Genomic DNA, 20,646 nt, shown 5'->3' with positions numbered 1-20,646 from the left:
ATGCCAAAGATATTATCAGAACAACCGCACAGGAGATACAACATCCTTACCGGGGAATGGATTTTGGTTTCACCGCACAGGACCAAAAGACCCTGGCAAGGCAAAACTGAAAAATCAGCAACGGACCAAAGACCCATATACGACCCAAACTGCTATCTCTGCCCCACAAATACAAGGGCCAATGGAGCAGTCAATGAAGATTACAAAAGCACTTTTGCCTTTACCAACGATTTTGGCGCTATTTTAATGGATGGACCGCAGGTCAACTACAACGAAGGGCTGCTAAAGGCCGAGTCGGAGCAGGGGATTTGCAAGGTAATCTGCTTTTCTCCAGACCATAGTTTAACCTTGCCGCAAATGGAAGTGGACGCCATCACCGATGTGGTCAAGCTTTGGAAAAACGAGTATGCTGCACTCGGGGCAATGGAAGCAATCAACCATGTCCAAATTTTTGAAAACAAAGGAGATATCATGGGGTGTAGCAACCCTCATCCCCACGGACAAATTTGGGCGCAATCCACTATTCCGGAAGAACCCAGAAAAAAAACGGCCACGCAACTAGCCTATTACCAAAAAAATGGAAGGAGCCTCTTGGGCGACTATCTGCAACAGGAACTCGAATCGAAGGAGCGAATCGTTCTGGAAAACGAGGATTTTGTGGCTTTGGTTCCCTTTTGGGCCACTTGGCCTTACGAGGCCATGATCATTCCCAGAAAGCACTATACGAACATCGGAGAACTAAATGCTTCGGAAGAGCGCTCCTTTGCCGCCATCATAAAGGGGTTGACCATAAAGTTCGATAACCTATTTGAAGTTTCGTTCCCCTACTCTGCTGGAATACACCAAGCCCCAACTCATAATAAAGAGCATGCCGAATGGCATTTTCATATGTCCTTTTATCCGCCCTTACTACGTTCAGCTACAGTAAAGAAATTTATGGTGGGCTACGAGATGTTCGGTAACCCCCAGCGCGATATTACGGCTGAAATGGCTGCCAAAAGTTTAAGGGAATTACCCCAAATCCATTATAGTCATCAATAAAAAGAAGAAAGCATGAAAATTGGAAAACTAATTTGGAACACCCGCATCCTTTTACTTTCTATCACCGTATTGCTGGGCAGTTGCAAAGAAAAATCAGTAACTCCAAAGAATCAGGACAATCAGATAACATCAAAAATTGAAGAATCCATTCCGGTAATCACTGAGATTCCGACGGGCACTGAAATTCCAGAGGGAATGGTATGGATTCCAGGAGGTTCCTTTAATCAGGGAGCGGTATCTAGTGACCACATGTCCATGGGTCATGAGAAGCCCAGTCATCCTGTTGCCGTAGATGGGTTCTTTATGGATATTTCAGAGGTGACCAATGCCCAATATGCCAAGTTTACCAAAGAAACGGGATACATTACCCTGGCTGAACGAAAAATAGATTGGGAGGAAATGAAAAAACAACTCCCTGCGGGAACTCCCAAGCCCCATGATTCCATTTTACAACCGGGTTCCTTGGTTTTTAGGATGGGGGTAGTAACCAACTTACAAGACTATTCGCAATGGTGGAAATGGACCGTTGGCGCCAATTGGAAACAACCCAATGGCCCGGGAAGCTCCATAAAGGGCAAGGACAATGAGCCTGTGGTGCATATAGCATACGAAGATGCCATTGCCTATTGTGAATGGGCAGGAAGAAGATTACCCACGGAAGCCGAATGGGAGCATGCAGCACGAGGGGGCAATACATCAGGTATCCACTATTGGGGCGATTCCGCTGAAACCCTTTCCAATAATGCGAACACTTGGACCGGGGAATTTCCACGCACCAACGACCAAGAAGATGGCCATGAACGAAGGGCACCAGTAATGTCATATCCTTCCAATGGATATGGCCTCCATGATATGGCCGGTAACGTTTGGGAATGGACCAGCGATTGGTACAATAGCAATTATTATAGGGAACAAGCCGCCACTGGCAAAACCCAACACAATCCCAAAGGTGCGACCAGGGCCTTCAATAGCAACAATCCTTATGCAGTGGAAAAGGTCATCAAGGGAGGTTCTTTTTTGTGCAGCGCTTCCTATTGTGCCAGCTATAGGGTTTCCGCCAGAATGGCAACTAGCTTGGACTCAGCTTTGGAACATTTGGGCTTTAGAACGGTATTGGATGCCAAGCCAAAGGATAAAAATCCTAGTTAAATACCAATTCGTCCAAGAAAATAAAACTCTTACCTCCAGGGGAAGGGTGCCAATCCGGATTTTTGAGCTGGCTCTTAACCCTTAGCCTTATTTTCTTCAAGATTGTAGGAGGAATTTCAATGTCATAAACTAGGCGCTCAATGTCGATTGAAGGAGCAGTTAGCGGAAGGTCAATGGACTTTAATCGCGTATAACTTTGACCATCAACAGAACCCCAAACCGTATACCCCACTGGACGGAAAATCCAGTTGGTCGGAACCGATAAACTTCCCACCGCGATTCGGGATACAACGGTTGGCTCCTTGAACTCAACGGTTGCAGTCATGTGCTTGCCTTCAAAACCCAACCATCTGCCATCCACGAAATTAATGGTGCCCCTGGAATAGTCGATCAGTGTTTCCCCACCATTTCCGCTGTATTTGGGATGAGGTGTGGTGCCCAAGCTTACCTTGTCCACTTCCACCCTACTTTTTAGGAAGTTCCGCGTGCTTTCCAAACTGGGTTCCCATCCTTCCAAAGTAGCAAATGTTCTCAAGGTCGTAGTCTCATTGATGTAAAAGGGTCCTGTATATTCCTTGGGCAAGGTGTCGTTTTGGGAGTCCTCCAAAACATAGTGCAGTTTGGCCCCATCGAAAAACTGTTCCAGGGAAATTTGAATGGAATCCATAAAAATTTCATGCTCGGCAACAATGGTAGGCGGCCCTAGGGTACTTGCGGCAAAAACGCTATCTGCAATTTGTCCTTGAATTTCCACTTGCCGGTGTTGCTCTTTGAAGGCCGCTAAACCTTCGGAGGTCATTGGGGTTTGCCAAACAAAGAGCTTTTTAAGCTTGGAGAGCTTGGACAATTGGTCCAATCCGGCATCATCCACTTCTGTACTATATAAATTTAGGGACTCCAGTAATTTAAATCGCTTGATCTCGTTGAGGCCAGCATTGGTTATTTGGGTATGCTGTAACTGCAGTTTGATCAAGTTTTTAAATGGTTTCAATTGCTTGATGAGTTCATCGTCCAAATTGGTATGGCCCAAATTTAACCCTACCACATTCTCCTTATAACTTACCAAAAGTTCAAAATCGGCTTCGGAAAGGTTCTTCCGTTTTAAAAAGTTCACGGAAAGCAGTGGCATTTCTTCCGAAACCAACTGGGCCGATATATCGTTTTGGGACAAAAGGGTTATAAAATCCTCCGGAACTTCATCCACTTCATCTGCCAGCAATGCCTCGGATGAGGTATCTTTTTCCAGCGCTTCCAGAGCGGAGGTCAACTTCCCTTCATGGTGTAGATCCTCGACCAAACAATCAAAACAATGCTTGTTTTCCATCCACCATTCCAATAGCATAACTTCTTCGGAGGTAAGTTGCACCTTGCCTTTGGGAGGCATGTGCTCTTCATTTTCAACAGGTAAATGCAAACGGTGCATCAACAAACTCATTCCTTCTTGCTCCAGTGAATCCAGTAGTGATCCAGAATCCCCCCCGGCCATCAAATTCCCTTCTGATTCCAGCAGCAATCCTCCCTTTGCTTTGCCTGCGTTATGGCAACTCACGCATTTGCGTTGCAAAATGGGCTGTACGATTTCCGAAAACACGGCTGCCTTTTCCACATTTTCAATTACGGGCTCCTCATATTTGGTGGCAAACAAGAAGTCCTCACCATGGGTCAAACTTCCGCCGTAATGGCCCGTCAGTGTCAAAAGAACCAACACCACAACAAAGGAGGGCAGGTAGAACTTTTGGGCCTGGTTTGCCGAAGATTTCTTCAGAAAAAACAGTGCTATACTACCCACGGAAAATGCAACTGCAATCCATCGATGTTGGTCTAGCAATTGCTCATCATATCCCCCGTTATCCCCTAAAAACCATCCGGTAATAATGGAAAGCAAGGAACTTATAGCTCCTATGCCCAGGGTAAACAAAACAATACCATTGTCTTTGGGTTCCGGTTTTTTCCGATAGTACAGTTCCATCAAAAATGCCATCAGCAAAATGCCAATGGGTAAATGGACAAAAAGAGGGTGTAAGTTTCCTAATTGCATGTAAACAGCTTATTCCACCATAATTTCATCAATGAATGTCCACGGAAGAGTGCCTTTCCCCGGATGCCAATCTGGGATTTCAGCTAGTGGATTTATGGTGATGGTATATTCTTGGTTATTGCTTTTGTTGATGGGCACTTCAATATATTCAAGGGCTTTCTTCCCTTCTTTTGAACTATTTTCCAGTGTTTTTGAACCTAGTTCCAATCCGTTGGAGCCTACCGATATGGATTGCGGGGCGAAAATCCAGGAGCCCTGATCTTGAAGTATGCTAATGATTACCCGACTTACCTCAATTTCGGATTCAAAAATTAAGCGAACAGTCAGTTGGGTATCTTGAAAACCTAGCCAATAGCCCCCTTTTCTAAAATTTAAGCTCCCTTTTTGGCCATCAATTAATGATAATGCGCCGTTACCGGGATAATTGGTATGGGGTTCTGGATCTACTTCAGCAGTGGCTCTAGAAATATCACGGGCCAACTTGCGCACATGCATTTGTTGCTCTTCACTAGCCGCATACTGTGGATGATACGCCTTTACCTTAATTGCTGCCGTATTGGTGAGCTGAATTGGTTCCGAATAGATCAGGTCATCTTCAGTTACCGCACTACCATCCAAGCTGTATCGAATGACAGCATCGGGTTCGGCCAATTGCAATTGAAGCAGGGCCGAATCCTTAAAAAGGGCTGAATCAACCGTAATACTGGGCGGTGCCAACTGAACAGAATTTGCACTTAAATAATCCGTCTTGTCCGATTTACAAGCAATCAGGGACACAACCAATACGCCAGTTAAAAACAGGCCAATTTGGTTTGGGAAAGTCCAGGGCAGTTTCATTCTTTTAAACAATTGCCCCATTATACCCTTGTCAATTTTATGGGATAGGTATTCCAAGAATTCCATTGGGCCACATAGATGTTTTCATCATCGTCAATACATACATCATGAGGGTGCCTAAAAATCTTCAAGGTCTGGTGCATGTGTTCCAAGTTCCCATTCACATAGGTCGGTGTACTACCTCCCGGGGCCGAAATTAATTTGTTGTCGGCATCCAAAATGGAAACAAAACCGGTGCCCTCAGATCCATCACCCGACCAAATGGTGGCCAGGTAAACGTGTTTGTTGTGAATCACCGGACGGCATATATATGCTCCTGGCAAATCAATGGTGCCCAAATGCTCTCCATCCAAGGAAAAACGCTTTAGTTTGTTTTGTTGTCTGGCTGTGATCAACAGTGCCGGATTGTTTGGGTCCCTATCATCGATACAAATTCCGTGGGCATTGTTAAATAGATGGTCTTCTTCTCCTCTCCCGCCAAATATGTTTTTGATGTTTCCTTTGGCATCATAGTGGGTAATGTACTGTGCCCCGTACCCATCTGCCACATAGATATCCCCATTGCTCGCTATGGCTGTCTCCGTTGGGACGTATTCCTCTTTTTTCTGATATTTTCCACTTTCCTCCGGAAATGGCAATACCTGAATTACCTTTCCGTCCAATGTTGTTTTAATTACCTCGTGCCTGTTGTTGTCGCAGATGTATAGATATTCTGTTCCGTTTTCATCATGAAGGGTAAGCCCATGTCCCCCGGGATATTCGGTGCCCCATGAATCCAAAAGTTTCCCAGATCGGTCGTAAATTAATATGTTGTTTTTGGTGTGGTTGGTCAACAGGATAATTCTCCCTTTGGCATCCTGTACCATTTCATGGCAATCCTTAACAGGGAACTCCTTATCGTTGAGTTTTCCCCAATTTACATCCACCTTGTAGCGGTGCGACCCATGTCCAATTATGGCATCCTGCATCCTGTGGTCCGTAAAGGACAGGGAACCCATGGAGGCCAATCCCAAACCGGCTAGGCCACTTTTTCCAATAAACTGTCTTCGTTTCATCATGCTAAAATATCTTTGACGACGTGGCCTTCCACGTCCGTTAATCTAAATCTACGACCTTGGTATTTGTAGGTCAATCGTTCGTGATCTATCCCCAAAAGATGCAAGAGGGTGGCTTGGAAATCATGAACGTGCACTGGGTTTTCCACAATGTTATAGCCAAACTCATCCGTTTCGCCATAAACTATCCCGGGCTTTATGCCACCTCCGGCCAACCAAATGGAAAAACATCTGGGATGATGATCCCGGCCGTAGTTGGTATCCGTCAATATCCCTTGGGAGTAATTGGTTCTACCAAACTCTCCTCCCCAAATCACCAGGGTTTCATCCAACATTCCACGTTGCTTCAAATCAGCGATCAAAGCTGCCGAGGCTTGATCTACATCCTTGGCCTGTTTCGCAATCGCATCCGGTAAATTATCATGTTGATCCCATCCCATATGGTACAACTGAATAAATCTGACATCCTGTTCGGCCAACCTTCTTGCCAAAAGACAATTGGCGGCATAGGTACCGGGAATCTTGGCATCCGAGCCGTACATTTTATAAATGTAGTCGGGTTCTTTATCGGTGTTCATTACCTCCGGTACTGAGGTCTGCATACGATAGGCCATTTCATATTGGGCAATCCTACTTTGAATTTCATCATCCCCAAATTCCTTGTACTGTTTCTCGTTCAACTCCGCAAGATTATCCAAAATGGTCCGTTTGGTGGCTTTGGAAATTCCCTTGGGGTCGTTCAAATACAGGACAGGATCCTTGGCCGCCCTAAACTGGACGCCTTGGTGCAAGGAATGCAAAAAGCCATTGCCCCATAATCGGGTATACAAGGGTTGGCCGGCAGGCCTACCACTTCCACGAGAGAGTAGGACGGTAAACGCGGGAAGGTTTTTATTTTCACTGCCCAAACCATAGCTCAACCAAGAACCAATGCTGGGCCTTCCGGGTTGTTGTGATCCCGTTTGAAAGAAAGTAACCGCCGGGTCGTGGTTAATGGCTTCGGTATACATGGATTTTACCACGCAGATATCATCCGCCATTTTGGCCGTGAAGGGTAGTAAGTCGCTGACCCAAGTTCCATTTTTTCCATATTGCTGAAACCCAAATTGGGAACCTACCAACGGAAATTTATCTTGTCCCGAAGTCATTCCTGTCAATCGTTGGCCATTACGAATAGATTCAGGCAAATCTTCTCCCCTACGTTTGTTCAACAAGGGTTTGTAATCAAACAATTCCAGATGGGATGGGCCTCCACTTTGAAACAGGTAGATTACCCTTTTAATTTTTGCGGCATGGTGTGGGGAGTTGAGAATTCCCTTGATGCCCATAGGATTGTCGGCTTTTGTAAGCAATTCTCCTTCCTTCCTGTAAAAATTGCAGCCCAAAAGGGAACCTAGGGCAACACCGCCGATACCAAGGGCCGATTTTCCAAGAAACGTTCGCCTGTTTAAATTAACCGCACTGTTGTCCAATATTTTCTTCTCACTCATGACTATCCTCTTGTGATGGTTTCATCCAAATTAAATATGGTCTGCGCTGTCAATGCCAACGCAGTTAGGGTTTCAGGGGCTATTTCCGAATCGGGTTTATATTCTCCAATCGACAGGTATTCTTCGGGGACTATTTCCCCCGCCTTAATCTTGTCCAGGGCATTGGTATAGAATCCCTTCAGTACTTCCATTTCCTCCTCATCGGGAATTCTTGAGGTCGCAGTTTGAAATATGAACCGTATTTGGTCCTGGATTTCCCCTACCCCTGTCGCTGTAGTCGCCATCGCTCTTGCAGCTTCGATCAATTGAGGATCATTTAATAGGACCAATGCTTGTAAGGGGGTGTTGGTTTCCTGTCTTTTTACACTGCACAAATCTCGGGAAGCGGCATCAAAGGTCATCATGCTGGGCGGGGGAACCGTTCGCTTCCAGAAGGTGTACAAACTTTTTCGATAAAGGTCCTCACCTTTGCCTTGTATATAACTTGCCGTACTTCCGCCGCCACCGCCGGTTGTTTCCTCCCAAATTCCTTCGGGCTGATACGGTTTAACACTTGGACCTCCCACTTCTGGGCTTAGAAGACCGCTAATTTTCAGTGCTTGGTCCCGAATCATCTCAGCGCCTAACCGGAGCCTCGTGGCCCTTGCCAAATAGGTGTTCTCAGGATCTCTTTCCTTCATTTCCTCTGAGATTTCACTGCTCTGTTGAAAGGTAGCGGACATTGCCATGAACTTTGTGATTTGCTTTATGTCCCAACCTTCGGTTCTGAACTTGATGGCCAGGTAATCCAACAATTCTGGATGGGAAGGTAAGGCTCCTTGATTTCCAAAATCATACGAACTTTCTACCAGACCCTTTCCGAACATCCGTTGCCAAATTCGGTTTACCGCCACGCGGGCAGTTAATGGATTATCTTCATGGAACAGCCACTTTGCCAAGCCCAGTCTATTCTTGGGCAAGTCTTCCGGAAAAGCTAAAATAGCCTCAGGGGTATCAGGAAATACCTGATCAGTGGGCTGGTCATACACGCCCCTGTTCAACACAAAAGTGTTTCTAGGTTCTGGCATGTCCTCCATTACCATAACCTTGATTTCCGAATTGGACTTCGTCATGTTCACAAAATCCAATACGCCATTGGCTTCTTCCTCTGTAATAGTAATAAAGGGTTTCGGAATTACCCTGGCGTTGGCCATTAGGCCATCTTCATCCACATTGTTGAAAAATCCAAACAACTGAAAATGTTCCTCCTGGCTTACCGGGTCATATTTGTGGTCGTGGCAACGGGAACATTCCAAGGTCAACCCCAAAAAGGCGGTTCCAAAGGTATTGGTTCGGTCTTCCACATATTCTATCCTGTACTCCTCAGGGATAACCCCTCCTTCCGCGGTTATTTTATGGTTTCGATTGAATCCTGTGGCCAAAATGGACTCACTGGTGGCATTCGGAATCATATCCCCCGCCAGTTGATAGGTCACAAATTCATCATAGGGCATATTCTTCCCGAATGCATGAATTACCCAGTCTCTCCAAGGCCACATAACACGTTCAAAGTCGTCCTGATACCCATGGGTGTCGGCATATCTGGCCACATCCATCCAGTCAGCAGCCATATATTCGGCATAGTCCGAAGTTTGTAGTAAGGAATCCACTATTTTTTCAAAGGCCTCTGGACTATCGTCCTGTAGAAAATTGTTTACCTGATCCACATTTGGGGGCAAACCCGTAATACTGAAAAAAGTTCGCCTGATCAGTTGCTCCTTTGAAGCCTTTTTGGACGGCTCAAACCCTTGTTCCTCCAACTTCTTAAGCACAAACTTGTCTATCTCGTTCTGGCTCCAACCATCGTTTTCAACTTGGGGCACATCTTTATCCTCTGGTGGCACAAAAGCCCAATGTTTTTTGAACACGGCGCCTTGGGAAATCCATTTTTTTAGCAGCTCTTTTTCATAAGAGGACAGTGATAAGTTGGACTCCGGGGGCGGCATTACCAAATTGGGATCTTCGCTAAAAATCCTATTGACCAACTCGCTTTTTTCCAAATCCCCTGGCACAATGGCATATCTATCCTTATTTTCCCCAATGGCCGCATAGGCATCTTCGGCCTGGTTTAGGGAAAGGCCTCCTTCAATGGCATTTTTATCGGGACCATGGCAAGCAAAACAGCGATCGGAGAGAATGGGCTTAATATGAAATGAAAAGTCAATGGAATCTGGAATCTGAACCTTGGATTCGTCGTTTGATATCGAGGCATACTCGCCGCGTTTGGTTTGGCAGCTGACGAGGACAACCGTCAATATCAGACACAGATTAACCCATAAAATTCTTCCTTTTTTGGTTGAGGTAGCGGACATGCCCAATGAATTTAATAGCGTTTGCCATGAAGCTACCCAGATAAGCTGATTTTTCCTAAAAAATTTCGACCAATAACAAATGTCGAAAGCTGTGTGAATAAAATATCAACAAACCACCTGTGAATCAACAGGATGCAGTCTAGTTCATGGTATCGTTAAGAATCCGGCTCTTGGCCTCGTTCAAATAGCTTCGCCCGATGGTATATCGGATGCCATCAACTTCCAAACTGTTCCCTTCTATGGACTCCACCTTATCAATGGCAATGGTATACGAGCGGTGAATCCTTAGAAATTTATCCGACGGAAGTTCATCGGTAAAACTGCCGAGCGTCTTGTGGATGATATATTTGGCGGATGTGGTCTTAATCCTGATATAATCCTTCAAGCTTTCGACCACCACGATCTCATCAATAAAAATCTTTTGAAGCTTCTTCTTGTCGACCTTTACAAAAATACTTGGTTTCTCATTACCAGAGTGTGCAAAATTGGAAGCTCCCTGCTTCAATCCAATAATCCTATTGATGGCCTTTAAAAATCTAGGAAACGGAATGGGCTTGACCAAGTAATCAATAGCTTCCAATTCAAAGCTTTTTAAAGCGTATTCCTCATGGGCAGTGGTAATTACGATCATGGGCGTAACCTTCAGGGATTCCAAAAAGTTGAGCCCATCCAAAATGGGCATATTGATATCGAGAAAAATAATGTCCACTTCGTTTTCCTGCAAAAACAGATTGGCGTCGATGGCATTGGAAAACGTTTGTACCAACTCTAGTTGGCTCACTTGCTCGACATAATTTTTTAACACGTTGATTGCCAAGGGCTCATCGTCAATAATTATCACTCTCAAGGCCATCATACTTTTAATTTTAAATCCACATGAAACATTTTCTCCTTTTCAAAGATAGAAAGCTCATAATTATTGGGGTCGTACCCCAGCTCCAACCTCTTCTTCACATTGGAAAGTCCAATACCTCCTCCACGGGTTGCCACCTTGCTATTGGTATCCCTTTTTGGGATGGTGTTGGACACCTTAAAATACAAAAAATCTTCGTCGACATTGATATCGATTGTGATATTCATATCCCCAATGTTTTTGCTGGCTCCGTGCTTAAAACAATTTTCTATCAAAGGGACCAGAAGCATGGGTGCAATTTCCTTGTTTTCCAAATCCCCGGAAATTCCAAAATCTATCTCTAGGGAATCGTTAAAACGAATCCGTTCCAAGTCTATATAGTTTTGGATGCAATCTATCTCACTTTTTAAATCCTGTTTTCGCTTTTTGGTTGCGTAAAGCAGGTATCGCATTAATCCAGAAAGTTTTAGAATTACCTCGGGTGCCTTGTCCGATTTCTCCAGGGTAAGGGAATAGATATTGTTCAAAGTATTGAAGAAAAAATGTGGGGAAACTTGGGAGCGCAGGAATTTCAGTTCCGTGGTCAACTGACGTTTTTCCAGATCATGTAGCTTGCTGTGTTCCCGAAGCCAATCTACGGTTACCTTTATCGCCGTGGCAAAGGCAACCACATACAGTTCCCCAAACATTGTAATAATAGCGTAATTCAGGGTAAGGCTGTCCACATATTCAGGGCTTTCGGGCATTACATTGGTACTGACCAGATAATAGGTCAGATTAAACTTTACCAACAGCATAACAAACAAACAGACCACTACCAAAAGAGCGTACATCACATACTTTCTGGTATACACAAATTTGGGCATCAGAAAGTAAATATTGAAATAGGATAACGCAATGTGAATCGGAAAACCAATCAAATTGGTCTTTAAGGACAGTGCAAAATCACTATGAATGCTCCCCCATCGTAAGGTGTTGAGTAAGAAATAGATAACCCAAAATATGATGTGGTGCTTGTATGTTATTTTATACTGCTGGGGGGATTCTACTTTTAAGAGTTCCTCTAATTTGTCATTTATATACATCAGTAGCAGTGTTTTTTGATCGTACGGTTTTTCTGTTGTTTAGCTTTTAGGGCTTGTTGTTGGTCTAATTTTATTCGACCAGAGGATAAAATTATAAATATTTAGAAATACATTTTCTAACCCAACACGACCACAGATCCAACCCAGGATTCCAAACCAACTATAAGAAAATCAAATAAATTTTGAGGCAAAGTATAAAAAATACCAATAACACCGAACACCCATGAACAGGAGTACGATATTTATTTTGGTAGCTGCTTTGGTCTTGGGATTTTCTTGCCAGGAAACCAAGAATTTGGACCCTCAAGAAAGTCTGGTTGATTTGGTCGACCCCTTTATTGGCACTGGGGGACATGGACATACTTTTCCGGGAGCCACCGCACCCTTTGGTATGGTTCAACCCAGTCCGGATAACGGAAGAGGTGGTTGGGACTGGTGCTCTGGATACCATATATCGGACTCCATTATTTCCGGTTTTGGGCAACTTCACCTCAGCGGAACGGGAATTGGGGATTTGGCAGACCTTTTGATCATGCCCACCAACAAGAAAGTAGATCTAGGTCTTTTTGGCAAACAAAGGGATAGCCTGCCCTACACCTCTACCTTTTCACATGAAAGCGAAATTGCAAAACCTGGATACTACAAGGTTGATCTCGAAGATTCCGGAATCAAGGTGGAACTTACCTCCAACGAATATGTAGCCTTTCACAAATACACTTACCCCAATCAGGAAAAATCCACTTTCATTTTGGATTTAGGCTATGCTGTAAATTGGGATGCCCCCATTCAAAGTTCCATTACCCTAAAGGATGAAAATACCATTGTGGGGTATAGACACAGTACTGGATGGGCCAAAAACCAAAAACTGTTCTTCGTCATAAAAACTTCCAATCCAATTGGTGAAGCAGGGTTTGTAGCTGATGGAAAGCCCCTGGAATCCATGGAAGTAGCGCAAGGAAAAAAAGTCGGCGCCCAGTTCTTCCCAAAAACGGACTCTGGAAATGTGTTGGAGCTGCAAATTGCGGTTTCTTCGGTAAGCGTTGAAAATGCCGAGGCCAATTTGGCTGCACATGGGACCAATAATTCTTTTGAAGAAATTAAGAACAACACCCATGACAAATGGGAGTCCTTACTTTCCAAAATCAAGGTTGAAACGCCCCAGGATTCATTGAAGACTATCTTCTATACGGCCCTCTATCATACCCAAATTGCCCCAGTACTTTTTAGTGATACCAATGGGGAATTTCGGTTGCAGAACGACAGTATTGTAAAGGCATCCGGATGGGAAGCCTATTCCACACTTTCGCTTTGGGATACCTTCCGTGCAGAAAACCCCCTGTTAAACATACTGCAATCCGAACGCGTCTCCAGTATTGTGCAATCCATGCTGATATACTATGAAGAGCAGGGTAGACTCCCGGTTTGGACCCTTTATGGTAATGAGACCAATACCATGACAGGGAATCATGGGGTTTCCATGATAGCGGAAGCATTCCTAAAAGGGGTAAGGGGTTACAATGTGGAAATAGCCTATGAAGCTGTAAAAAACACAATGATGGGAGACATTCGGGGACTGGCTCCCTACAAGGAATTCGGTTATATCCCCTATACTTCCCTGGACGAGTCTGTTACCATTAGCCTGGAATTTGCCTATAATGATTGGTGCGTTGCCCAAATGGCAAAAGAGCTGGGCAAAGATGAAGATTACACATATTTCCTGAACCGTTCCAATGCCTACAAACAGCTATTCGATGCCAATACCGGGTTTATGCGTGGCAAATCTGAGGACGGGCAAAGTTGGAACGAACCTTTCGACCCAAAACATTCCAATCATAGGGAACATACAGACTATACCGAAGGTAATGCATGGCAGCACAGTTGGTTTGTGCTTCATGATGTTCCCGGATTCATCGAATTGCATGGTGGACCTGAAGCCTTTTCGAACAAATTGGAACAGCTTTTTACCGAAAGCTCCGAGATTTCGGGAGACAATGTTTCTGTGGACATATCAGGATTGATTGGACAATACGCACACGGTAATGAACCCAGCCACCATATTGCATATTTGTTCAACAAGGCCAAAAAACCATGGAAAACCCAAGAATGGGTAAGGGAAATTTTGGATAGTCAGTACAGCACCCAACCCGATGGACTAAGCGGGAACGAGGATTGCGGGCAAATGTCGGCATGGTACGTATTTAGCGCCATGGGGTTCTATCCCATGAATCCTGCATCAGGGCAGTACGAACTGGGCAGTCCCATTTTTGAAAAAGTTACGGTCTCCGTTGAAGAAAACAAGGAATTTGTAATAACAGCAAACGATACCTCACCCATCAATAAATATATCCAATCGGTAAAACTAAATGGAGCCCCGCTAGAGCGAAGCTACATTACCCATAAGGAATTGATGGCAGGAGGAAAACTTGAATTTTTTATGGGCCCGGAGCCCAATACAAATTGGGGCACCTAAAACCTAGGATAATACTATGGAGTTAATTGATCTTTCAATAATAATCGTCTACGTGTTGTTGACCCTGTTCATTGGAATTTGGGTATCCAAAAAAGCTTCTAAGGGTCTTGAATCCTATTTTTTGGGTGGTAACAACATCAAATGGTATTATTTGGGCCTTAGTAATGGTTCCGGCATGTTCGATGTATCCGGGACGGCGTGGATGGTCGGAATATTGTTCCTCTATGGAGCCAAGAGTTTTATGTTCATGTGGTTATGGCCCGTTTGGAATCAGATTTTTGTGATGATGTTCCTAGCGGTCTGGATTCGTCGGTCTAATATTATGACTGGCTCTGAATGGATCTTGACCCGGTTCGGTGACGGAAGGGCAGGCCGTGCATCGCATTTTATTATTGCTGTTTTTGCCATTATATCCACGGTCGGATTCATCGCTTATTTCTTTGAAGGTGCCGGTAAGTTTATGACCATTATTTTGCCTTGGGACCTCAGCTGGTTCATTGGTGAAACGCTCCTGCTCAATTCGGAGCAGTCCTATGCGTTGATTATTATTATTTTAACAACAATTTATACCATTAAGGGAGGAATGTTCTCCGTAGTGGCCACGGAGGTTCTGCAATACCTGATCATGGTAGTAGCAGGGTTGTTAGTGGCTGGTTATACCTTTGTAACCGTAGCCGAGGTCGATATTAATGCGGTATTGTCCCCGGAATGGCGCAGTATCTTTTTCAATAACGAGTTGGGGCCGCATTGGAGCGATAAGTTCCAAGCTTTCAACGACCTCATAGATTCCGAGGGCTATAAAATGTTCGGAGCATTTATAGGCATGACCTTGTTCAAAGGATTTTTTGCCAGTGTGGCAGGTCCTGTTCCCGGTTTCGATTTCCAGCGAATCCTCTCCACCCGCACAGTAAAGGAATCGGCCTATATGAGCGGTTTCACCAGTTTGGTGCTCTATATTCCACGATATCTGTTAATCGCAGGCATTGTTGTAATCGCATTGGTTACCCTTGTCCCCGAAATGAGCTCAAATCCTGGATTGAACGGTGGGGATTTGGAAGTTATCCTGCCCAAAGTCATCAACAACCACATTCCCGTTGGTGTTAAAGGATTGCTTTTGGCCGGACTCCTAGCAGCTTTTATGTCCACCTTTTCTGCCTTTGTAAATTCAGGTCCCGCCTATATCGTAAACGACATCTATAAAAAGTACTTTAAGCCAGAAGCTTCCAACAAACATTATATCAAAGCAAGCCATATTGCATCCTTTGCGGTTGTTGGTCTTGGGGTTTGCATGGGCTTCTTTGCAGATTCCATCAACTCTTTGACCCTTTGGATCACCAGTGCTTTGTACGGAGGGTATGTTGCTGCCAATTTCCTGAAATGGATTTGGTGGCGATTTAATGGTTGGGGATATTTTTGGGGCATGGTAGCCGGCCTTGTGGTGGCCAGCCTTCAGTATTTTCTTGATCAAAATAAAGGAAGCTTCGCCGAGGATACTTTTTTGTATGAGATATCCCATGTGCATGCAATCTATCTGTTCCCGATCATTTTTGGGGTTTCCCTGTTGGGTTCCTATTTGGGCACCTACCTCTCAAAGCCTACGGACATCGATATCTTGAAGTCCTTTTACAAGAATGTAAAACCCTGGGGGTGGTGGAAACCGGTAACCGACCAACTAAAAGCAGAGGATTCTGGCTTTGAAAAGAACAACGATTTTTGGATGGACATGTGTAATTGTGCCATTGGAATTATTTGGCAATCCAGCATGATCCTCCTCCCCATTTACTTACTGATACGGGACTACCCAAAAATGCTGGTGTCACTCGTAGTATTTTTAATAACTTCAATAATTCTAAAATTTACTTGGTTGAACAGGGTGCAAAAAATTCCGAATTAACCCACATTCAGCCAAATGGTTCATCAATTTATGGCATATCAAACATTGGAAAAAGTGAATACAATTCCTTGGCAAGAAAGACCGGAAGGCAGTACAGATGTTATATGGAGGTATAGCGAAAACCCCATTATCGAAAGAGATGCAATTCCTTCCTCAAATAGCATTTTTAACAGCGCTGTAGTTCCGTTTGAAGATGGCTACGCCGGGGTTTTTAGATGTGATAACAAGGCAGTGCAAATGAACATCTTTGCCGGTTTTAGCAAAGATGGAATAAACTGGGATATTGCGCACAACCCGATTTCCTTTCAGGAGGGCAACACCTCCATGATAGATTCCGATTACAAATATGATCCCAGGGTTACTTTTATCGAGGACCGATATTGGATAACCTGGTGCAATGGTTACCATGGTCCAACAATCGGCATCGGATATACTTTTGATTTTAAGGAGTTTTTCCAATGTGAAAATGCCTTTTTGCCCTTTAACCGAAACGGGGTGCTGTTCCCAGGAAAAATTGATGGCAAATATGCCATGCTGAGCAGACCCAGTGATAATGGACATACGGCCTTTGGGGATATTTATGTAAGCTACAGCCCAGATATGAAATATTGGGGCGAGCATCGCTGTGTGATGAAAGCTTCAAGGTTTGAGGATAGTGCATGGCAATGCACCAAAATTGGAGCTGGTTCGGTTCCCATTTTAGTGGACGAAGGGTGGCTCATGTTTTACCATGGTGTTATTAACACCTGCAATGGCTTCCGATATTCCATGGGAGCGGCCATTTTGGACAAAGACCGACCCGACCAAGTAAAATTCAGGACCCAACCTTATCTTATTTCACCCCAAACTTCATATGAATGTATCGGGGATGTACCCAATGTGGTATTCCCCTGCGCAAGCCTACATAGCATGGAAGAGGACAAGGTGGCAATTTATTATGGTGCTGCCGATACAGTTACCGCCCTGGCCTTTGGGCGGATATCTGGAATTGTGAAGTTTACCAAAGAAAATAGTTTATAAACCCGTCATGAAAGACTTTGCCGAAAGACACAAAAAGTTAATCAGTTTCATCCTTTTCTCCCTGTATATTGGGTGTATAATCCTGTCTGCACAGGAGACCCCAAGAAAATATGTCGCGTATAAAGCGACCGAAACCATCAAAATTGACGGACTGGCTGATGAAACCTCTTGGGAAAAGGGACCTTGGTCTGACTTGTTTATCGACATTGAGGGAGATAAAAAACCAACTTATGACACCCAAGTAAAAATGCTTTGGGATGAAACCAACATCTACTTCTTTGCCAGAATTAAGGAACCCCATGTTTGGGGAGATATTACCGAGCATGATGCGGTAATTTTCCACAACAATGATTTTGAGGTTTTTCTAGACCCCGAAGGCGACGTACACGGATATTATGAACTGGAGTGGAATGTATTGAACACGGTTTGGGACCAATACCTGACTGCTCCCTATAGAGCTGGCAACGAAACGTTGAATGGCTGGGAAGCATTGGGAATGCAGTCTGCGGTTTCGGTGCAGGGAACCCTTAATGACCCTTCTGACGTAGACGAGGGGTGGACCTTGGAAATTGCCATCCCCTTTAGGGACGTCCGTACCGGTTATTACCAAGACAATGTTCCCAAGAGTAAATTTTGGAGGGTCGGATTTTCCAGGGTGAATTGGGATTACGATATCACCGATGGGAAATATTCCAGAAAGATAGACCCAAAAACCGGTAAGCATTTACCTGAATACAACTGGGTCTGGTCCCCACAATATGTCATCAACATGCACGAGCCCGAAAGATGGGGTTATGTATATTTTTCTGAAAACGAAGTAGGTGGCAACCCAGAGGAATTTGAAATCCCAAAGGACGATCATGTCAAATGGTATTTGTATGAGCTATACCGGGATTTGGTTCAGAAAAAAGATGCAGTGCAATGGAAAACTGCCCATAACGAATATTTTACCGACGGCAAAAAAATACTTGGTAAAACGGTAAGACCAAACCTTGATATTCACAAAACAGGGTTCACCCTTTGGGCCAAAAGTCCTTTCACCAAAAACACCTTGGTGGTTGAATCCAACGGAAAATTCAGGGTGCTTGCAAACTAACTACATTAATAAATAGTCTATGAAGTTGGGTCACTTGTACATAGGATTGTTCTTTTTAGTGTTCGCTTGTACCCCACCACCCGAGAAAGACATCACTAGCGAACGTTTAATTGACTTTGTCAATCCTTTTATAGGCACCGATGGCCCTGGAAACACCTACCCAGGTGCAACCAGCCCATTTGGCATGGTGCAACTGAGCCCCGACATTGGAATTCCAGGTTGGGACCGGATAGCGGGCTATTATTATCAGGATTCCATTATCACTGGTTTTTCGCATACCCATTTAACCGGAACAGGGGCAGGTGATCTTTACGATATATTGGTGATGCCCACCAACAGCAGGTTTTCGGGTCGTATACAAGAAAACAATTTCAAACCCTACTCCAGCTTTGATCATACAAAGGAAGGTGCATCTCCAGGTTATTATTGGGTGGACCTATTGGATTATGGGATCAAAGCCGAGATGACAGCAACCGCCAGAGTGGGGGTTCACCGCTATACCTTTCCCAAGGATGAAGCAACCCAAATCCATGTAGATTTGGGATACAGTCTCAACTGGGATAGCCCCACGGACACTTTCATTGAGGTGATCAATGACTCAACCATACAAGGACATCGTATGTCCAATGGTTGGGCCCGCAACCAAAAGCTGTACTTTGAAATGCAGTTTTCCAAACCGCTTACCTCCCATAAAATCAGTGGCGATCGAACCACATCCAAAATAAGCTTGGATTATGAACTCGAAGATGGCGAGCAAATCGTGGTTAAAACCGGTTTGTCCTCTGTGAGCAGCGAAGCAGCCGGAAAGGCAATCCGAACAGAAGCCAATTCGGATTTTGACGCCATTCTCAGCGAGACAGAATCAATTTGGGAAAAGGAACTTCAGAAAATAAAAGTGGTTTCCAAAAACGGGGACGAAAAGTCCGTTTTCTATACCATGATGTACCAATCCATGCTGGCCCCTACCCTGTACAGCGATAGCAATGGGGAATACAAGGCAGCCAATGATACACAAGGAAAACATCTCCCCCAAACGGATACCGTGGCCAAAGCGGTCGAATACAATAGGTATGATACTTTTTCTCTCTGGGACACCTTTAGGGCGGCACATCCGCTTTACACGCTTATCCAACAGGAAAAGGTCCCGGATATGATCAAATCCCTTTTGGCGCATTATCAAGAAACTGGGGTGTTGCCGGTTTGGTCCATGCAAGGGAGCGAGACCCATATGATGATCGGCTATCATGCGGTTCCAGTTATCGTGGATGCTTACTTTAAAGGTTTCGAATTTGATTCGGAACTGGCGTACCAAGCTTGCCGAGAAAGCGCCATGATGAATGATCGGCAAATCGACATCTATAAAGAGTTGGGCTATATCCCCGTGGATGACCAACATGAAAATTGGTCGGTTTCCAAAACCATGGAATATGCCTTTGATGATTGGTGCATTGCCATGTTTGCGAAAGATTTGGGGAAAATGGAAGATTACAGACTTTTTCTGAGGCGTTCCCAAAATTGGAAGCATTTGTACAATGAAAAAAGGTCATGGCTACAACCCAAGGATACCCAAGGGAAGTTTATTGAACCTTTTGTTCCGAAGGAATACAGTCCCTATTTCTGTGAAAGCAATGCATGGCATTACTATTGGTTTGTGCCCCAAGACATAGACGGGCTTATTGCCAAAACCGGAGGCAATGAACGCTTTACCCAAAAATTGGATTCCATGTTCAGTTATGCCCCAGAACCGGATGACAAACTACCTGTGTTCAGTACGGGAATGATCGGGCAATATGCACACGGGAACGAACCCAGCCATCATGTTGCGTATCTTTATAACTATATTGACCAACCCGCCAAGGCCCAAAAACTGGTACGGGACATTTTGGCGAACCAATACAAAAATGAACCTAACGGGCATTGTGGAAATGAAGACTGTGGACAAATGTCTTCTTGGTATATTTTTAGTGCCTTGGGCTTTTATCCAGTTAATCCGGCCCAAGGTGTTTATGACCTAGGCATACCTTTGTTTGAAGAGGCAACACTTGCCCTTCCAGACGGCAAGTCCTTTACCATCAAAGCTCCGGGTGCGCCAGAATTACGATATGTCGAAGACATCACCTTGAACGGGGCGGCTCTGGGTAGAAATTATATTACCCATAAAGAAATTACTGCTGGAGGTACTCTGGAATTTAAACTGACCAACGACCCCAAGTTGGCCAACAAAAACACTAGAACCTCGCCGGAGACCAACAAAATCTATAATTGAT

14 protein-coding genes are annotated in these 20,646 nt (G+C 44.5%); 7 read left to right on the top strand and 7 right to left on the bottom strand.

Translation table 11 applies throughout. The annotated features are described in order from the left end of the window. Both M3P07_RS11410 and M3P07_RS11405 read left to right on the top strand, forming a co-directional pair. On the top strand, nucleotides 1-1,041 hold the full coding sequence (locus M3P07_RS11410) for a UDP-glucose--hexose-1-phosphate uridylyltransferase (protein ID WP_249970038.1): 1,041 nt from the start codon (nucleotides 1-3) through the stop codon (nucleotides 1,039-1,041). Between the two features lie 12 nt (nucleotides 1,042-1,053). Then, nucleotides 1,054-2,190 (top strand): formylglycine-generating enzyme family protein, encoded by a 1,137-nt coding sequence (locus tag M3P07_RS11405; RefSeq protein ID WP_249970037.1) that lies wholly within the window; start codon nucleotides 1,054-1,056, stop codon nucleotides 2,188-2,190. Here M3P07_RS11405 and M3P07_RS11400 read toward each other — a convergent pair. From M3P07_RS11400 to M3P07_RS11370, 7 genes are all read right to left on the bottom strand, one after another. Beyond that, nucleotides 2,183-4,228, bottom strand: a complete 2,046-nt coding sequence (locus tag M3P07_RS11400; protein WP_249970036.1) for a DUF2231 domain-containing protein — start codon at nucleotides 4,226-4,228, stop codon at nucleotides 2,183-2,185. The genes M3P07_RS11405 and M3P07_RS11400 overlap by 8 nt on opposite strands. A 9-nt stretch (nucleotides 4,229-4,237) precedes the next feature. Then, nucleotides 4,238-5,065, bottom strand: coding sequence for a chitobiase/beta-hexosaminidase C-terminal domain-containing protein (locus M3P07_RS11395; RefSeq protein ID WP_249970035.1), 828 nt, complete (start codon nucleotides 5,063-5,065; stop codon nucleotides 4,238-4,240). Nucleotides 5,066-5,085: 20 nt separating this feature from the next. After that, entirely contained in the window at nucleotides 5,086-6,123 is a 1,038-nt protein-coding gene (locus M3P07_RS11390) for an NHL repeat-containing protein (protein WP_249970034.1), read from the bottom strand. Next, on the bottom strand, nucleotides 6,120-7,610 hold the full coding sequence (locus M3P07_RS11385; RefSeq protein ID WP_249970033.1) for a DUF1501 domain-containing protein: 1,491 nt from the start codon (nucleotides 7,608-7,610) through the stop codon (nucleotides 6,120-6,122). Before M3P07_RS11385 ends, M3P07_RS11390 begins: the two co-directional genes overlap by 4 nt. 2 nt (nucleotides 7,611-7,612) lie before the next feature. Then, nucleotides 7,613-9,961, bottom strand: coding sequence for a PSD1 and planctomycete cytochrome C domain-containing protein (locus M3P07_RS11380; protein ID WP_249970032.1), 2,349 nt, complete (start codon nucleotides 9,959-9,961; stop codon nucleotides 7,613-7,615). A 139-nt stretch (nucleotides 9,962-10,100) separates the two neighbouring features. Continuing rightward, the gene (locus M3P07_RS11375; RefSeq protein WP_249970291.1) at nucleotides 10,101-10,814 is read right to left on the bottom strand and encodes a LytR/AlgR family response regulator transcription factor; all 714 of its coding nucleotides are present in this window, start codon (nucleotides 10,812-10,814) and stop codon (nucleotides 10,101-10,103) included. Beyond that, nucleotides 10,814-11,899 carry a sensor histidine kinase gene (locus tag M3P07_RS11370; protein ID WP_249970031.1) on the bottom strand — a complete coding sequence of 362 codons (1,086 nt, stop codon included), beginning with the start codon at nucleotides 11,897-11,899 and terminating at the stop codon, nucleotides 10,814-10,816. Before M3P07_RS11370 ends, M3P07_RS11375 begins: the two co-directional genes overlap by 1 nt. Before the next feature lie 223 nt (nucleotides 11,900-12,122). On the opposite strand from M3P07_RS11370, the gene M3P07_RS11365 reads away from it, so the two are divergent. Genes M3P07_RS11365 through M3P07_RS11345 form a run of 5 tightly spaced genes read left to right on the top strand, consistent with a single transcriptional unit; the run spans nucleotide 12,123 to nucleotide 20,645 of the window. Continuing rightward, the gene (locus M3P07_RS11365) at nucleotides 12,123-14,369 is read left to right on the top strand and encodes a GH92 family glycosyl hydrolase (protein WP_249970030.1); all 2,247 of its coding nucleotides are present in this window, start codon (nucleotides 12,123-12,125) and stop codon (nucleotides 14,367-14,369) included. A gap of 16 nt (nucleotides 14,370-14,385) precedes the next feature. Further along, nucleotides 14,386-16,263, top strand: coding sequence for a sodium:solute symporter family protein (locus M3P07_RS11360; RefSeq protein ID WP_249970029.1), 1,878 nt, complete (start codon nucleotides 14,386-14,388; stop codon nucleotides 16,261-16,263). A 30-nt stretch (nucleotides 16,264-16,293) separates the two neighbouring features. After that, complete coding sequence (locus M3P07_RS11355; protein WP_284042148.1) at nucleotides 16,294-17,283, top strand: glycoside hydrolase family 130 protein; 990 nt, start codon at nucleotides 16,294-16,296, stop codon at nucleotides 17,281-17,283. A 7-nt stretch (nucleotides 17,284-17,290) separates the two neighbouring features. Next, on the top strand, nucleotides 17,291-18,379 hold the full coding sequence (locus tag M3P07_RS11350; protein ID WP_249970028.1) for a carbohydrate-binding family 9-like protein: 1,089 nt from the start codon (nucleotides 17,291-17,293) through the stop codon (nucleotides 18,377-18,379). A 19-nt stretch (nucleotides 18,380-18,398) separates the two neighbouring features. Further along, nucleotides 18,399-20,645, top strand: a complete 2,247-nt coding sequence (locus tag M3P07_RS11345) for a GH92 family glycosyl hydrolase (RefSeq protein WP_249970027.1) — start codon at nucleotides 18,399-18,401, stop codon at nucleotides 20,643-20,645. Nucleotide 20,646 lies beyond the last annotated feature (1 nt).

Origin of the sequence: Flagellimonas myxillae, assembly GCF_023502235.1 — a bacterium.
GTDB classification, from domain to species: domain Bacteria; phylum Bacteroidota; class Bacteroidia; order Flavobacteriales; family Flavobacteriaceae; genus Flagellimonas; species Flagellimonas myxillae.
Note: the sequence above shows the minus strand (reverse complement) of the source record. Positions and strands in the feature narration are given on the sequence as shown.

Bases quoted from the DNA above. Each gene is read 5' to 3' on its own strand.
- M3P07_RS11410 (WP_249970038.1), top strand. From the start codon at position 1: ATGCCAAAGATATTATCAGAACAACCGCACAGGAGATACAACATCCTT.
- M3P07_RS11395 (WP_249970035.1), bottom strand. From the start codon at position 5,065: ATGAAACTGCCCTGGACTTTCCCAAACCAAATTGGCCTGTTTTTAACT.
- M3P07_RS11380 (WP_249970032.1), bottom strand. From the start codon at position 9,961: ATGTCCGCTACCTCAACCAAAAAAGGAAGAATTTTATGGGTTAATCTG.
- M3P07_RS11375 (WP_249970291.1), bottom strand. From the start codon at position 10,814: ATGGCCTTGAGAGTGATAATTATTGACGATGAGCCCTTGGCAATCAAC.
- M3P07_RS11345 (WP_249970027.1), top strand. From the start codon at position 18,399: ATGAAGTTGGGTCACTTGTACATAGGATTGTTCTTTTTAGTGTTCGCT.
- M3P07_RS11385 (WP_249970033.1), bottom strand. From the start codon at position 7,610: ATGAGTGAGAAGAAAATATTGGACAACAGTGCGGTTAATTTAAACAGG.
- M3P07_RS11405 (WP_249970037.1), top strand. From the start codon at position 1,054: ATGAAAATTGGAAAACTAATTTGGAACACCCGCATCCTTTTACTTTCT.
- M3P07_RS11370 (WP_249970031.1), bottom strand. From the start codon at position 11,899: ATGTATATAAATGACAAATTAGAGGAACTCTTAAAAGTAGAATCCCCC.
- M3P07_RS11355 (WP_284042148.1), top strand. From the start codon at position 16,294: ATGGCATATCAAACATTGGAAAAAGTGAATACAATTCCTTGGCAAGAA.
- M3P07_RS11360 (WP_249970029.1), top strand. From the start codon at position 14,386: ATGGAGTTAATTGATCTTTCAATAATAATCGTCTACGTGTTGTTGACC.
- M3P07_RS11365 (WP_249970030.1), top strand. From the start codon at position 12,123: ATGAACAGGAGTACGATATTTATTTTGGTAGCTGCTTTGGTCTTGGGA.
- M3P07_RS11350 (WP_249970028.1), top strand. From the start codon at position 17,291: ATGAAAGACTTTGCCGAAAGACACAAAAAGTTAATCAGTTTCATCCTT.
- M3P07_RS11390 (WP_249970034.1), bottom strand. From the start codon at position 6,123: ATGATGAAACGAAGACAGTTTATTGGAAAAAGTGGCCTAGCCGGTTTG.
- M3P07_RS11400 (WP_249970036.1), bottom strand. From the start codon at position 4,228: ATGCAATTAGGAAACTTACACCCTCTTTTTGTCCATTTACCCATTGGC.